Origin of the sequence: Actinoplanes sp. URMC 104 (assembly GCF_051386375.1) — a bacterium.
In the GTDB taxonomy this organism is placed as follows: domain Bacteria; phylum Actinomycetota; class Actinomycetes; order Mycobacteriales; family Micromonosporaceae; genus Actinoplanes.
In genome coordinates this window covers 1,503,722-1,518,189 of the sequence record NZ_JBPQTO010000002.1, presented here as the reverse complement: position 1 = coordinate 1,518,189, position 14,468 = coordinate 1,503,722, and the positions used below count along the sequence as shown (strand labels likewise).

Sequence of the window (14,468 nt, the reverse complement as noted above, 5' to 3'; positions counted from 1 at the left end):
CCGGTGGGAGTCACCATGTCGTACTTCAGTTTCGAGCTCGATCCCGCGCTGGCCGCCGATCCCGTCTTCGACCTGCACCAGCGGGGCAAGATGGCGATGAACGCGACCGTTCCGCTGTCCAGCCGCGACCACCTGTCGCTCGCCTACACGCCCGGCGTCGCCCGCGTCTGCGAGGCCATCGCCGCCGACGAGTCGCTCTACCCCGACTACACGTGGACGGCCAACACCGTCGCCGTCGTCACCGACGGGTCCGCCGTGCTCGGCCTGGGCAACATCGGCCCCAAGGCCGCGATGCCGGTCATGGAGGGCAAGGCGATCCTGTTCAAGCAGTTCGGCGGCGTCGACTCGATCCCGATCTGCCTCGGCACCCAGGACGTGGACGGGATCATCGCGGCCGTCAAGGCGATGGCGCCCTCGTTCGGCGGCATCAACCTCGAGGACATCAGCGCCCCGCGCTGCTTCGAGATCGAGCGCCGCCTCGACGCCGAGCTCGACATCCCGGTCTTCCACGACGACCAGCACGGCACCGCGGTGGTCACGCTCGCCGCGCTGCGCAACGCCGCCAAGCTGCTCGGCCGGCGCCTCGGCAGCCTGCGGGTGGTCATCAGCGGCGCGGGCGCGGCCGGGGTTGCGATCACCCAGATGCTGATCGCTGCGGGTGTGGACGGCGCGAACGTCATCGTCTGCGACTCGCGCGGCATCATCCACGCCGAGCGGGGCGACCTCACACCGACCAAGGCCGAGCTCGCCGCGACGACGAACCTCTCCGGCCGTACGGGTGGGATCGCCGAGGCTCTGATCGGCGCCGATGTCCTGGTCGGCGTCTCGGGCGGCAGCATCGAGGAGAGCGCGGTGGCCGGCATGGCGCCGGACAGCATCATCTTCGCGATGGCCAACCCGACGCCCGAGGTGCCGCCCGCGGTCGCGCACAGGTACGCGGCGGTCGTCGCCACCGGCCGTAGCGACTTCCCCAACCAGATCAACAACGTGCTCGCGTTCCCGGGCATCTTCCGCGGCGCGCTCGACGTGCGGGCGAGCACGATCACCGAGCGGATGAAGGTGGCCGCCGCCGACGCGATCGCCGAGGTGGTCGCCGACGACCTGCGCGCCGACGCGATCGTGCCGTCCCCGCTCGACCCGCGGGTCGCCCCCGCGGTCGCCGCAGCCGTGGCCGCCGCCGCCCAGGCCGACGGCGTGGCCCGCCGTACGGGAATGCCCGAGCCGTACGTCGCCGTCCAACCGGCCTGAAACGCCACTATGGTCAGTGGCTATGCGCGCCGCCTACGCCATAGCCACTGACCCGACGAACCCGCGCTCCGCCCTGCGCGTGGCCGAAGTGCCCGAACCCACCCCGCCGGACGGCTGGGTGACGGTCGAGGTGCGGGCCGCCTCGCTCAACCAGCACGACATCTGGTCGCTGCGCGGGGTGGGCCTGCCCGCCGACCGGCTCCCGATGATCCTCGGCTGCGACGCCGCCGGCGTCGACCCGGACGGCAACGAGGTCGTCGTCTATCCCGTGGTGCAGGACCGGGCCGATCCGCGCGGCCTGTCACTGCTCTCCGAACGGCACCCCGGCACGCTGGCCGAGCGGGTCGCCGTGCCCCGGCACAACCTCATCCCGAAGCCCGCCGGACTGTCGTTCCTCGACGCGGCGTGCCTGCCCACGGCCTGGCTCACGGCGTACCACATGCTCGTCACCCGCGGCCGCGCCGGCGAGGCCTCCGCGGTGCTCGTGCAGGGCGCCGGCGGCGGGGTGGCCACGGCGGCCGTCGCGCTCGCGCTCGCGATGGGCAAGAGGGTGTACGCCACCAGCCGTGACGCGGGCAAGCGCGAGCGGGTCGCGGCGATGGGCGCCACGGCCGTCGAGCCCGGCGCCCGCCTGCCGGAACGCGTGGACGTGGTGATCGAGTCGGTGGGCGCGCCGACGTTCGAGCACTCGATGAAGTGCAGCGCCCCCGGCGCCCGGATCGTGGTGTGCGGGGCGACCGGCGGTCACCTGGCCACCGTGGACCTGCGCCGGGTCTTCGCGATGCGGCTCGACATCCTCGGCAGCACGATGGGCACCGGTCCCGAGCTGGCCGCGCTGCTCGGCCTGCTGGTCGAGAAGGACATCCGGCCGGTGATCGATTCCACGTACGGCTTCAGCGCGGTCGAGGACGCCTTCGCGCGGCTCGAGTCGGGCGACGTCTTCGGCAAGGTCGCCATCGATTTCCTGCACTAGCGGCGCCCGCCTACGGGACGGTCAGGCTCTGCCGGGCCAGCTCGTAGGCGGGGAGCAGCTCCCGGTGCGTCTCGGCGTCGATGCCGCCGATCACGAGGATGGCGACGCCCTGCGCGGTGGCCACCGCGAGCAGGCGTTCATGACGGCGTACGTCGAGCTCCGGATCCTCCTCGACGTACGTGGCCTCGGCCGCGGGGCGCGTGCCTGCCTCCGTCGCCCGGCTGCGCACGCCTGTCTTGCCGGTCAGGAACTTCTCGAGGGCGGCGGCCGGCGTGGCGCCGGGGCCCGTCCAGACCCGCAGGAAGCCGAGGAGCTGGGCGGGCTTGGCGTCGATCTCGCAGCGCAGCGTGAAGCCGGCCTGCTTGATGAGGCCGGGGTCGACGGCGGTGGGCTTCCAGTTCTGCGCCACGTCGAAGGTGACCGGAAGCTTGCAGGCGGTGGACTTGGCGCCGGCGGCCGCGGGCGCAGGGGTTCTCCAGGGATCATCGGCCGCCGGAGAGGTCGTGCCGGTGCCGGCCGGCGCCTCGCTCCATCGTGGGCCCTCCGGGTCGCCGGAGCAGCCTGCCAGCAGCATCGTGGAGGCCGCGGTCGTGAGGACCGCGGGCAGAAGGCGTCTCGTCATTGATCTCCCCCGTTTCGCAGGGGGCCAATCTGGGCCATGCGCCCGGAGTTGTCAACCGAGGCGATCTTGGAACGTGGCGAGCTTTCCGCGGGTGGCGTCGTTCGCGAGGCGTGCGCGGGCCGCGTCGTCGCCGTACAGGCTCCAGCGCAGGAAGTCGGCCGTGGTCGTGGTGACGACCTCGGCCGCGCGGCCGGTCACGACGTGCCCGCCGCCGGTGACGCTGAGGAACGCCTTCGGCCAGCGTACGGCGTCGAAGGCCGCGCGGCCGTCGGCGTACGCGACGGTGGGGTCCTTGCGTCCGTGCACGAACAGCATCGGCGCCTCGGGCCCGGCGAACGGCGCGGGCAGCACCTGCCGCCCGGCCAGCACGACGCCCGCGCGCAGCCGCTCGTCGCGGTTGCCGCTGAACAGGCCGATCGTGGTGATGCCGCCCGCGGAGTGCCCCGCCGCGCCGATCCGGCCGCGGTCGACCAGGCCGCCCAGCTCGCCGATCACCTGGGTGATCACGTAGCTGGCGTCGGCGGGCTGGTTGATGACGTCGAGCACGTTGAACTCGGCCACCCCGCCGGAGGTGTGCGGATAGGCCGGCGCCGCGACGACGAATCCGGCCCGCGCCCAGGCGGCCAGGATCGCCCGGTAGTCGGACGGCCTGCCGCCGAGCCCGTGGCTGAACAGGATCAGCGGGAAGGGCCCGTCGCCCCGCGGCGCCCACACCGAGGTGGGCAGCGGCCGGTCGGCGCCGCGCCGCAGGGCGAGGGTGCGGGTGGTCACCTCGAACGCCTGCCGCGGAGCCGCCGACGGGGCCACCTTCGTGGTCGGCGCACTCGGGCTCGGCGCGGCGGGCATGCTGGCCGCCGAGGGCAGCGAGGTGGAAGCAGGTGCCTGCTTCTGCTCGGTCGAGCATGCGGTCAGCAACGCCGGCACGGCCGCGGCGACGAGGGCGAGGGCGACAGTACGGCGATGCACCCGACCCATTGTGCCTCGCGCCCGCCCCGGCGCCCGCACGCTTTCCGCTCAGCCCGCGCATGCGCTTCCGGCTCACCCGCGGCGCAGCCGCATCCCGGCGCCCACGCTCTCGCGCTCACCCGGGCGCGCACTCACCGCTCAGCCGCGGCGCACGCACTCACCGCTCAGCCGCGGCGCACGCACCCCACCGCTCAGCTGCGGCGCACGCACCCCACCGCTCAGCCGCGGCGCACGCACCCCACCGCTCAGCTGCGGCGCACGCACCCCACCGCTCAGCCGCGGCGCACGCACCCCACCGCTCAGCCGCGGCGCACCCCTCTCCGCCCGGGCGCGGCTGACGGTCGCCGGATCGTCACCGCACCTGCGCTCCGATGATCGCCCGATGGGGTGAATTCCCCGGACGAATGACATTTGTCCTGGTGAGAGCGTCGACCGCTAGGATGGCGGGCTCGGCGGGCGTGCGTTGCTTCGCTATGGTCTTGCGCATGTCTGACAACAGCGTCGACCCGAGCGGCAACACCGAGGCCTTCCGGGCCTTCACCCGTGACACCCCGCAGCAGCCGGAGACGGCCTCGAAAACCCCGCTGATCATCGGCGGGATCGTCGTCGCCGTCGTGCTGATCGCCCTGATCGCCTGGCTGGTCCTCTAGCCGGAGCGAGCGGCCGGATCGGGCGGCCGGATCGGGCGGCTGGAGCGAGCGGCCGGGCCGGGCCGGGCGGCTGGAGCGAGCGGCCGGGCCGGGCATCCGGAGCGGGCGGCCGGGACGCTCAGCGGGGGAGCGACAGCGCCGCCCGTGACTGGTCGGCGATCTCCAGCTCCTCGTCGGTGGGGATGACGCAGACCGGGATGTGGGCGCCGTCCGGGGAGATGATCTCCTCGCGGCGCTCGTTGCGCTCCGGGTCGACGGCGATGCCCAGCGGCTCGAGGCCGGCGAGCGAGGCGGCGCGCACCGGGGCCGCATTCTCACCCACGCCCGCGGTGAACGTGATGGCGTCGACCCGGCCGAGCACGGCCAGGTAGGCGCCCACGTACTCGCGGATGCGCCGGCAGTAGACGTCGAAGGCCAGCGTCGCGCCGGGGTCGCCCGCCGCGCGCCGTTCGAGCACGGCGCGCAGGTCGTTGACGCCCGCCATGCCTTGCAGCCCGGCGTGGCGGTTGAGCGAGTTCTCGATCTCGTCCATGGGCAGGCCCGCGACCCGGTGCAGGTGGAAGATCACCGTGGGGTCGATGTCGCCGCTGCGGGTGCCCATCACCAGGCCGGGCAGCGGGGACATGCCCATCGAGGTGGCGACGCTGCGGCCGCCCTCGACGGCGCACGCGCTGGCGCCGTTTCCCAGATGCAGGGTGATCACGTTTGTCGAGCCCGGGTCGCGCCCGAGGACGTGCGCGGTGCGGCGGGAGACGTACGCGTGGGAAGTGCCGTGGAAGCCGTAGCGCCGGATCTGCCACCGCTCCGCCAGTGACCGGTCGATCGCCCAGGTGACGCCCTCGGGCGGGATCGTGGCATGGAAGGCCGTGTCGAAGACTGCCACCTGCGGCACGTCGGGCAGCAGCTTGCGCGCCACCTCGATGCCGGTGACGGCGGCCGGGTTGTGCAGCGGGGCCAGCGGCACGAGCGCCTCGACCCGGGCCACGACGCTGTCGTCGATCACCGTGGGCTCGGAGAACTCGGCGCCGCCGTGCACCACCCGGTGGCCCACCGCGGCGAGGCCGGACAGGTCGACGGCGTCCATGATGCCCTGCAGGGCGGCCCGGTGGTCGGGAACGTCGCTGCCGCTCTCACCGATCCGCTCGACCAGGCCCTTGGTGACCGTGTCGGCACCGTCGAACAGCCGGTATTTCACCGACGAGGAACCGCTGTTGAGCACCAGAACCCGGGTCATCGCGCCGCCGCCTGAATAGCCGTGATCGCCACCGTGTTGACGATGTCCTTGACCGTCGCCCCGCGGGACAGGTCGTTGACCGGCCGCCGCAGGCCCTGCATCACCGGGCCCACGGCGACCGCGCCGGCCGACCGCTGGACCGCTTTGTAGGTGTTGTTGCCCGTGTTGAGGTCGGGGAAGACGAAGACCGTCGCCTTGCCGGCCACTGTGCTCTGCGGCAGCTTGGTGGCCGCCACGGCGGGGTCGACCGCCGCGTCGTACTGGATCGGGCCCTCGACCGGCAGGTCGGGTCGGCGCTCGCGGACCAGCGCGGTGGCCGCGGCGACCTTTTCCACGTCGGCGCCCGCCCCCGAGCTCCCCGTCGAGTACGACAGCATGGCCACCCGCGGCTCGATGCCGAAGGCCGCGGCCGTGCTCGCCGAGGAGAGCGCGATGTCGGCCAGCTGGGCGGCGTCGGGGTCGGGGTTGACCGCGCAGTCGCCGTAGACCAGTACGCGGTCGGCGAGCAGCATGAAGAACACGCTGGAGGCCACGGACACGCCGGGCACCGTCTTGATGATCTCGAAGGCGGGGCGGATCGTGGCCGCGGTCGTGTGGTTGGCGCCCGAGACCATGCCGTCGGCCAGCCCGGCGGCCACCATCATCGTGCCGAAGTAGTTGACGTCGCGGACCACGTCGTACGCCAGGTCGAGCGTCACGGCGCGGTGCTTGCGCAGCTCGGCGTAGCGCTCGGCGAAGTCGTCACGCCAGTCGCTGGTCTCGGGGTCGACCAGCCGGGCGGCGCCGATGTCGACGCCCACCTCGCGCGCCCGCCGGTTGATCTCGGCCGGGTCGCCGAGCAGCGTGAGGTCGGCGACCCCGCGCCGCAGCAGGGTCTCGGTGGCCCGCAGGATGCGCTCGTCGGTGCCCTCGGGAAGCACGAGGTGACGCCGCTCGGCGCGGGCGCGGTCGATCAGGTCGTTCTCGAACATGAGCGGCGTGACGCGGCTCGAACGGGCCACGTCGAGCACGCGGGTCAGCTCGGCGGTGTCGACGTGCTCCTCGAACACGCCCAGGGCGGCCTCGACCTTGCGCGGCGTGCCCGTGCCGAGACGGGCCTGGATGTGCGAGGCCGCGGCGATCGTGTCGTAGCTGCCGGTGTCGGCGACCAGCATGGCCAGGCCGGTGTTGAGCCGCTCGATGACCCGGACGATGCGCGGGTCGGGCCGCTCGCCCAGCGTCAGCACCAGCCCGGAGAGCGTCACGTTGCCGGCGGCGTGCGCGGCGCTCGCGGCCAGCAGCAGGTCGGCCCGGTCGCCCGGGGTGATCATCACCGAGCCGTCGGTCAGGTGCTCGAGCACGGTGGGCACGTGTGCTGCGCCGACCACGTAGTGGAGCACGTCGCGGTCGAGCGCGCCCTCGCCGCCGGACAGGACGGTGGCGTCGAGCGCGGCGGCCACCTCGGCCACGGTGGGAGCGGCGAGCGCGGCAACCTCGGGGATCGCCCACATGGGCACCGGCAGGGCGTCCGCCGGCAGCGGGCCGAGATCCTCCGGCACCCGGTTGGCGATCACGGCGATCACCGTGGCGTCGAGGTCGCCGAGCGAGTGGTACGCACCCCGGGCCGCGGCCACCAGCGACTCCGCGCTGCGGCCGGCACCGCTGATCACCGGCACCACGACGCTGCCGAACTCCGTCGCCAGGCGGGCGTTGAAGCCGAGCTCGCGGGGCATCTCGTCGCGGTCCTTGGCGGCGGCGCCCACGGCGAAGTCGCTGCCGATCACCACGACCGACGCGGCCCGCCGCTCGACCTCGCGGTAGCGCTCGACGATCCGCGAGATCAGCTCCTCCCACTTGCCGTCGGCGACCAGCGCGCTCGCCTCGGCGGTGGTGACGCCGTAGGAGTCGGCGTAGGGCGCGACCGCCGGATAGCGCTTGGTCAGCAGCGTGAGCAGCGCGTCGTCGCCGTCGCCGGAGACCAGCGGGCGGAACACCCCGATCCGCGCGACCTGGCGGGACAACAACTCGACCAGCCCGAGCGCCACGGTGCCCTTGCCGACACCGGGCCCCAGACCCGCTACGTAGACGCTTCGTGCCACGACCTCAACCTACCGGCAGGCCGGGGACCCCGCCGGGTCGAAAGTCCTAACTGTGGATGGCGCGGAAAGCTGTGGATAAGTCAGACCTGACGGCTACTCGTCGTCCTCGTCGTCGCGGGCGAGCCAGGTCGCGAGCCGCTCGATCGGCGTCTCGAACTCCGGGTTGAGGTCGACGAAGGTCCGCAGCTGCTCGCCCAGCCATTCGAGCGTCACGGTCTCCTGACCACGCCGTTCGACGAGTTCCTCGATGCCACGGTCGGTGAAGTACATGCCCGGATAGTAGAAGGGGGCGCCCCGCCGATGCGGAGCGCCCCCTTCGTCGCGCAGCGGTTACGGGCGCGGCAGCGCGGCCTCGATCAGCGCGGCCTGCTCGGCCTCGTGCATCTTGGCCGAGCCCACCGCGGGGGCCGCGGCGGCCGGGCGGGAGATCCGCCGCAGCCGCACGCCCTCGAGGTGCTCGAGCAGGTTGAGCGCGACGAACGACCAGGCGCCCTGGTTGGCCGGCTCCTCCTGCACCCAGACGAAGTCGTCGGCGTCGGGGAACTGGCCCAGGACCGCCTTGAGCTCGTCGACCGGCAGCGGGTAGATCTGCTCCATCCGCACGATCGCGGTGTCGGTGATGCCGCGGTCGGCGCGAGCCTGGAACAGGTCGTAGTAGACCTTGCCCGAGCAGAGCAGCACCCGCTTGACCGCGCCGGCGTCCAGCGGCGAGCCGTTGACGCCGGCGTCGCCGATGACCGGCTGGAACGTGCCCTGGGTGAAGTCGGCGACCGACGACACCGCGAGCTTGTGGCGCAGCAGCGACTTCGGCGAGAAGACCACCAGCGGCTTGCGCTTGGTCGACAGGGCCTGACGGCGCAGCAGGTGGAAGTAGTTCGCCGGGGTCGTCGGGTTCGCCACCCGCATGTTGTCCTGCGCGCAGAGCTGCAGGAACCGCTCGGGACGGCCGGAGGAGTGGTCGGGGCCCTGGCCCTCCTGGCCGTGCGGGAGCAGCAGCACCAGCGACGACTGCTGGCCCCACTTCACCTCGCCGGACGACAGGAACTCGTCCACGATCGACTGGGCGCCGTTGACGAAGTCACCGAACTGCGCCTCCCAGAGGACCAGCGCCTCCGGGTTCTCCACCGAGTAGCCGTACTCGAAGCCCATCGCCGCGTACTCGCTGAGCAGCGAGTCGTGCACGAAGAACCGGGCGTTGCCGGTGGTCAGCGTGCTCAGCGGCAGAAAGTCCTTACCGGTCTTCGAGTCCACGACTGAGGCGTGCCGCGAGGTGAACGTGCCGCGGCGCGAGTCCTGCCCGGCGAGCCGGACGGTGACGCCCTGGTTGAGCAGCGAGCCGAACGCGATCAGCTCGCCGAAGCCCCAGTCGATGCCGCCCTCGGTGGACATCTTGGCGCGCCGCTCGAGCAGCTGCTGCACCCGCTTGTGCGGGGTGAAGCCCTCGGGCAGGTCGACGTGCGCCTGACCGACCGAGGCCACCACGGACGCGTCGACCGCGGTCTCCACCTCGGGCTCGGGCTCCTCGGAGATGACCCGCGGGCGGGGCGGCGTGCCGGCCGCGTCGCGGGTGGCCTTGAAGACCTGCTCGAGCTGGGACTGGTAGTCGCGCAGCTGTTCCTGGGCGTCGTCGACGGTGATGTCGCCGCGGCCGATCAGCTCCTCGGTGTAGAGCTTGCGCACCGAGCGCTTGGTGTCGATGATCTGGTACATCCGCGGGTTGGTCATCGACGGGTCGTCGCCCTCGTTGTGGCCGCGGCGGCGGTAGCAGACCAGGTCGATCACGACGTCCTTGTTGAACGCCTGGCGGTATTCGAAGGCCAGCTTCGCCACCCGGACGACGGCCTCGGGGTCGTCGCCGTTCACGTGGAAGATCGGCGCCTGGATCATGCGGGCCACGTCGGTCGAGTACATCGACGAGCGGCTGTACTCGGGCGCGGTGGTGAAGCCGACCTGGTTGTTGACGATCACGTGGACCGTGCCGCCGGTGCGGTAGCCGCGCAGCTGCGAGAGGTTGAGCGTCTCGGCGACCACGCCCTGACCGGCGAACGCGGCGTCGCCGTGCACCAGCACGGGCAGCACCGTGTAGCCGTGCAGGCCCAGGTCGAGGCGGTCCTGCTTGGCGCGGACGATGCCCTCGAGCACGGGGTCGACGGCCTCGAGGTGCGACGGGTTCGCCACCACGCTGACGGTGGTCGAGTGCTCGCCGTCGGGCGTCGTGTACTTGCCGGTCTGGCCCAGGTGGTACTTGACGTCGCCCGAGCCGTGCGCCGACTTCGGGTCCATCTGACCCTCGAACTCGTTGAAGATCTTCTCGTACGGCTTGCCGACGATGTTCGCGAGCACGTTGAGCCGGCCGCGGTGGGCCATGCCGATGACCATCTCGTCGAGCCCGGCCTCGGCCGACGACTGCAGGACGGCGTCGAGCAGCGGGATCAGCGACTCGCCGCCCTCCAGCGAGAAGCGCTTCTGCCCGACGTACTTGGTCTGCAGGAACGTCTCGAAGGCCTCGGCCGCGTTGAGCCGGTTGAGGATGTGCTTCTGCTCCTCGGGGTCCGGCTTCGTGTACTTGATTTCGATGCGGTCCTGGATCCAGCGCCGCTCCTCGGGGCCCTGGATGTGCATGTACTCGATGCCGACCCGGCGGCAGTACGTGTCGCGCAGGACGCCCAGCACGTCGCGCAGCTTCATCCGCGGCTTGCCGGCGAAGCCGCCGACCGGGAACGTGCGGTCGAGGTCCCACAGCGTGAGGCCGTGCTGCAGCACGTCGAGGTCGGGGTGGCGCCGGATCTCGAACTCCAGCGGGTCGGTGTCGGCCATCAGGTGGCCGCGGACCCGGTACGCGTGGATCAGCTCGACGACCCGCGCGGCCTTGTCGATCTGGCCCTCGGAGGTGCGGGCGACGTCGCGGACCCAGCGGACCGGCTCGTACGGGATCCGCAGCGAGGTGAAGATCTCGTCGTAGAACTCGTGCTCGCCGAGCAGGAACTCGTGCATGGCCTTGAGGAACTCGCCCGACTGCGCACCCTGGATGACCCGGTGGTCGTAGGTGCTGGTCAGCGTGGTGACCTTGCTGACGCCGTGCTCGGTCAGCGTCTCGTCGCTCATGCCGGCGTAGGGCGCGGGGTACTCCATCGCGCCGACGCCGATGATCGCGCTCTGGCCGGCCATCAGTCGCGGGATCGAGTGGACCGTGCCGATGCCGCCCGGGTTGGTCAGCGAGATCGTGGTGCCCGCGTAGTCGTCCATGGTCAGCTCGTTGCGGCGGGCGCGCCGGACGATGTCCTCGTACGCCTGCCAGAACTTGCGGAAGTCCATCGTCTCGCAGTTCTTGATGGACGGGACCACGAGGGTGCGCGAGCCGTCCTTCTTGGCGAGGTCGATCGCGATGCCCAGGTTGACGTGCTCGGGCTGCACCATGGCCGGCTTGCCGTCGACCTCGGCGAACGAGTTGTTCATCTCGGGGTGCTCGATGACCGCGCGGACCAGCGCCCAGCCGATCAGGTGGGTGAAGCTGACCTTCCCGCCGCGCCCGCGGGCGAGGTGGTTGTTGATGACGATGCGGTTGTCGACCATGAGCTTCGCCGGCACCGCGCGCACCGAGGTGGCGGTCGGCACCTCCAGCGAGGCGTCCATGTTCTGCACGATGCGGGCCGCGACGCCGCGCAGCGTGGTGACCTTGGCGCCGTCGGTGGCCTTGCCGTTCGCGCTCGCGGCGGGCTTGGCGGCCGGCGCGGGCTTGGCGGGTGCGGGCTTGGGCTTGACGGCGGCAGACTCAGCGGTGGGAACGGTCGGCTTGACCGGCGCGACGGTGGCGGCGGCGGGCGCGTCCGTGCCGGCGCGGGCCGCTGAGGCGGTCGCGTTGGCAGCGGTCGCCTCGTCGGGCGTCACGATCGAACCCGTGGCCATCGCGGGCTTGTAGTCGGCGAAGAAATCGTGCCAGGCCGGGTCGACGCTGGTGGGGTCGGCCAGGTATCGCTGGTACATCTCGTCGACGATCCACTCGTTCGGCCCGAAGTCCGCGAGCGGGTTCTCGTGCGAAGTCTGCTGGGTCGACACTTCCGTGTTCGCCTCTTTCACCATGTTTTGTCAGCACGCGACTGTTTCGTCACATGGGACGGGAAGGATTCGGCATCAAGGCTACGCCGTCGGTGTGAGAACGAACTCAGGCCACGTCAGATGTGAGATCTGACGTGGCCTGACTCCTTAGGGCTAGCTGATGTCGCGCCGCTTGGTGATCCAGGTGCCGAGGAAACCGGTGACGGCGGCGTACCCGATGAGCACGGCCGCGCCGACCCAGCGCGGCGGAGACCCCGGCAGGTCGGTGCCCGAGATCATCAGCTGCGACGCGGTGGTCGGCACGATCACCTGCAGATTGTTGATCCACTCGGCGACGTACTCGCTGAGCAGCAAGAAGATCAGCCCGATCGCCGACGTGCCGACCACATACGTGATCGCCAGGGTCAGCGTCGCCGCGATCTGGCTGCGGATCAGCACGCCCACGCCGACGCCCAGGATGGCCCACAGCACGAAGGCGAGCGCGTTCAACCCGATCGCCCGCCACACGGCCGGCTCGCCGAGCTGGCTGCCCAGATCGAGGGCGCTCATGATCGGGGGGACCACGATGAGGTTGAGCACCGTGGTGATCAGCCAGACGGCCAGGCCGATCACGACCGCGGCGCCGAACTTCGCCAGGATCACCGATTCGCGGCGCGGCGTGGTGAGGAACGTGGTGGTGGCGGTCAGGTGGAAGAACTCACTGGTCACGATGATCGCCGACAGCAGCACGACGATCAGCACGCCCATGTACTGGCCGCTGGTGTAGAGGTTGGTCGCCACGTTGATCGGCTGCAGCGAGGCCTCGATCTGAGCGCTCTGGGTGTCGCTGACCCCGGCATCCTGCGGTGGGGCGCTGATGTTCGCGTTGGCCCAGTTGAGCAGCACGCTGGCCGCGTACAGCGGAATCAGGATGATGCCCATGATCCACCACAGCGAGGTGGTGCGGACCTTGAACAGCTCGGCGTTGACCAGGCTCATCGGATGCCCGCCTTTCCGGCCGTGAGCTGCAGGAAGACCTGTTCGAGATCGCCGCGTTCGCCGGCCAGCTCGTGCAGCTCGACCCCCGCGGTGAAGGCGGCGTGCCCCACCGCCGCGGGTTCGGCGCCGTGCACCAGCAGGGAACCGTCGGGAGCCGTGGTCACTGTCGCGTTCAGCTCGGAGAGCGCGGCGGTCAGCTGCTCGGCCTGCGGGGTGCGCACCCGCACCTGCACGCCGCCGCTGAGGTCGCTGAGCACCTCGTCGACCGGGCCCTGCCGGACGAGCTTGCCGGCGGCCACGATCACCACGTCGTCGGCGAGCAGCTGCATCTCGCCCAGCAGGTGGCTGGAGACCAGGACCGTACGCCCCTCGGCGGCCAGCGCCTTGAGCAGGTCGCGCATCCACCGGATGCCCTCGGGGTCGAGGCCGTTGGCCGGCTCGTCGAGGATCAGCACCCGCGGGTCGCCCAGCATGGCGGCGGCGATGCCCAGCCGCTGCTTCATGCCCAGCGAGTAGCCCTTGAACTTGCGGCCCGCCGCCGGGGTCAGCCCCACCATCTCGAGCACCTCGTCGGCGCGGGTCTCGGGCAGCCCCGCCGCGCGGCAGATCATCCGCAGGTGGTTGCGGCCCGTGCGGCCGCGGTGGGCGCTGGACGCCTCGAGCACCGCGCCCACCCGGCGCACCGGGTCGGCGATGTCCACGTACCGCTGGTCGCCGAAGGTCGCCGTGCCGGCGGTCGGCGTGACCAGGCCGAGCAGCATGCGCAGCGTGGTGGTCTTGCCCGCGCCGTTGGGCCCGAGGAAACCGGTCACCCGGCCGGACCGCACGCGGAACGACAGATCGTCGACGGCTCGCAGGCGTTTGTACTGCTTCGTGAGGTGATCGACGACGATCTCGTCGGTGCCGGGCCGGCTCATCGACGAAGGCTCCCTTCCCCGTAAGTGAGAGGGGTCAACCTACTAAATGATCGCTACCCATGTGGCCCGTCCCGAGGCGAGCCTCGTGCCGTCCGGCCCGTAGAGCGTCGAGAGCACCGTCGCCTTGCGCCCCGAGAAGGCGGTCGCCTCGCCGACCACGACGCACGCCGAGCCGGGCTCCGGCAGGCCGTCGGCGGTCACCGCGAGCCGGCCGAGCACGTACGGCCGTTGGTCGCGCAGCGCCGTCCAGCCGCCGGGGCAGTCGAGCGCAGCCCACACCACCCTGAGGTCGACGTCGCCGGGGACGACCCAGGGCGCGGCCGTACGCCCGTCCGGCAGCAGCCCGGGGAAGATGCCCAGCCCGTCGGTCCGGTCGGGACCGCAGACGTAGCAGGTGGGAAAGGGGTGGGCGGTGAGACCGGGGTACGCCTCGGCGGCCACCCGCGCGGTCGCCGGATCGACCGGGGCCACGGCCGGGATCTCGCCCTCGGCCCGGACGACCGTCGCCACCAGCGTGTCGCCGTCGCGCACCTCGCCGCCGGCGTACGTGAGATCCGTGTCCAGCGGCGGCGGCACCCGCAGGGTCACCTCGAACGCCGGCCCACCCACCCGGGCGCCGGCGGCCTGCGCGAACGAGCCGGCCGACCAGCCCCCGTTCCCGGACGCGGGCGGGCCGTTGAAGCGAGCGGGAATGCGCATGGGGGAAGGCTCGCACAAGCCGTTCATTTTGTATCCATGCACCGCCT

At 71.8% G+C, this 14,468-nt stretch carries 12 protein-coding genes; 3 read left to right on the top strand and 9 right to left on the bottom strand.

The window, feature by feature from the left end; genetic code table 11:
* The first annotated feature begins 15 nt into the window (after positions 1-15).
* Positions 16-1,248 carry an NAD(P)-dependent malic enzyme gene (locus tag ACSNN8_RS07995; RefSeq protein ID WP_436647999.1) on the top strand — a complete coding sequence of 411 codons (1,233 nt, stop codon included), beginning with the start codon at positions 16-18 and terminating at the stop codon, positions 1,246-1,248.
* A 22-nt stretch (positions 1,249-1,270) separates the two neighbouring features.
* A complete protein-coding gene (locus tag ACSNN8_RS07990) occupies positions 1,271-2,221 on the top strand; it encodes a zinc-binding dehydrogenase (protein ID WP_436647998.1) in 951 nt (316 codons plus the stop codon).
* 10 nt (positions 2,222-2,231) lie between these two features.
* Here ACSNN8_RS07990 and ACSNN8_RS07985 read toward each other — a convergent pair whose 3' ends face one another.
* Together ACSNN8_RS07985 and ACSNN8_RS07980 are read right to left on the bottom strand one after the other, a co-directional pair.
* Complete coding sequence (locus tag ACSNN8_RS07985; RefSeq protein ID WP_436647997.1) at positions 2,232-2,843, bottom strand: lipoprotein; 612 nt, start codon at positions 2,841-2,843, stop codon at positions 2,232-2,234.
* A 51-nt stretch (positions 2,844-2,894) separates the two neighbouring features.
* A complete protein-coding gene (locus tag ACSNN8_RS07980; RefSeq protein WP_436647996.1) occupies positions 2,895-3,809 on the bottom strand; it encodes an alpha/beta hydrolase family protein in 915 nt (304 codons plus the stop codon).
* 485 nt (positions 3,810-4,294) lie between these two features.
* Here ACSNN8_RS07980 and ACSNN8_RS07975 point away from each other — a divergent pair, with 485 nt between their 5' ends.
* Positions 4,295-4,459, top strand: coding sequence for a hypothetical protein (locus ACSNN8_RS07975; protein WP_436647995.1), 165 nt, complete (start codon positions 4,295-4,297; stop codon positions 4,457-4,459).
* 118 nt (positions 4,460-4,577) lie between these two features.
* On the opposite strand, the gene ACSNN8_RS07970 is transcribed toward ACSNN8_RS07975, so the two are convergent.
* The 7 genes from ACSNN8_RS07970 to ACSNN8_RS07940 all read right to left on the bottom strand — a co-directional run bounded on the left by ACSNN8_RS07970 (position 4,578) and on the right by ACSNN8_RS07940 (position 14,421).
* The gene (locus ACSNN8_RS07970; RefSeq protein WP_436647994.1) at positions 4,578-5,693 is read right to left on the bottom strand and encodes an acetate/propionate family kinase; all 1,116 of its coding nucleotides are present in this window, start codon (positions 5,691-5,693) and stop codon (positions 4,578-4,580) included.
* Positions 5,690-7,771, bottom strand: coding sequence for a phosphate acetyltransferase (gene pta / locus ACSNN8_RS07965; RefSeq protein ID WP_436647992.1), 2,082 nt, complete (start codon positions 7,769-7,771; stop codon positions 5,690-5,692). Before pta ends, ACSNN8_RS07970 begins: the two co-directional genes overlap by 4 nt.
* A 93-nt stretch (positions 7,772-7,864) precedes the next feature.
* Positions 7,865-8,041, bottom strand: coding sequence for a DUF6104 family protein (locus ACSNN8_RS07960; RefSeq protein ID WP_436647990.1), 177 nt, complete (start codon positions 8,039-8,041; stop codon positions 7,865-7,867).
* A 60-nt stretch (positions 8,042-8,101) separates the two neighbouring features.
* Positions 8,102-11,851, bottom strand: a complete 3,750-nt coding sequence (locus ACSNN8_RS07955; RefSeq protein ID WP_436647988.1) for a multifunctional oxoglutarate decarboxylase/oxoglutarate dehydrogenase thiamine pyrophosphate-binding subunit/dihydrolipoyllysine-residue succinyltransferase subunit — start codon at positions 11,849-11,851, stop codon at positions 8,102-8,104.
* A gap of 129 nt (positions 11,852-11,980) precedes the next feature.
* Positions 11,981-12,805 carry an ABC transporter permease gene (locus tag ACSNN8_RS07950; protein ID WP_436647986.1) on the bottom strand — a complete coding sequence of 275 codons (825 nt, stop codon included), beginning with the start codon at positions 12,803-12,805 and terminating at the stop codon, positions 11,981-11,983.
* Positions 12,802-13,722, bottom strand: a complete 921-nt coding sequence (locus ACSNN8_RS07945) for an ABC transporter ATP-binding protein (RefSeq protein WP_436647984.1) — start codon at positions 13,720-13,722, stop codon at positions 12,802-12,804. The genes ACSNN8_RS07950 and ACSNN8_RS07945 overlap by 4 nt, the downstream gene beginning before the upstream one ends.
* 42 nt (positions 13,723-13,764) lie before the next feature.
* Positions 13,765-14,421, bottom strand: coding sequence for a hypothetical protein (locus ACSNN8_RS07940; protein WP_436647982.1), 657 nt, complete (start codon positions 14,419-14,421; stop codon positions 13,765-13,767).
* Between the last annotated feature and the right edge of the window lie 47 nt (positions 14,422-14,468).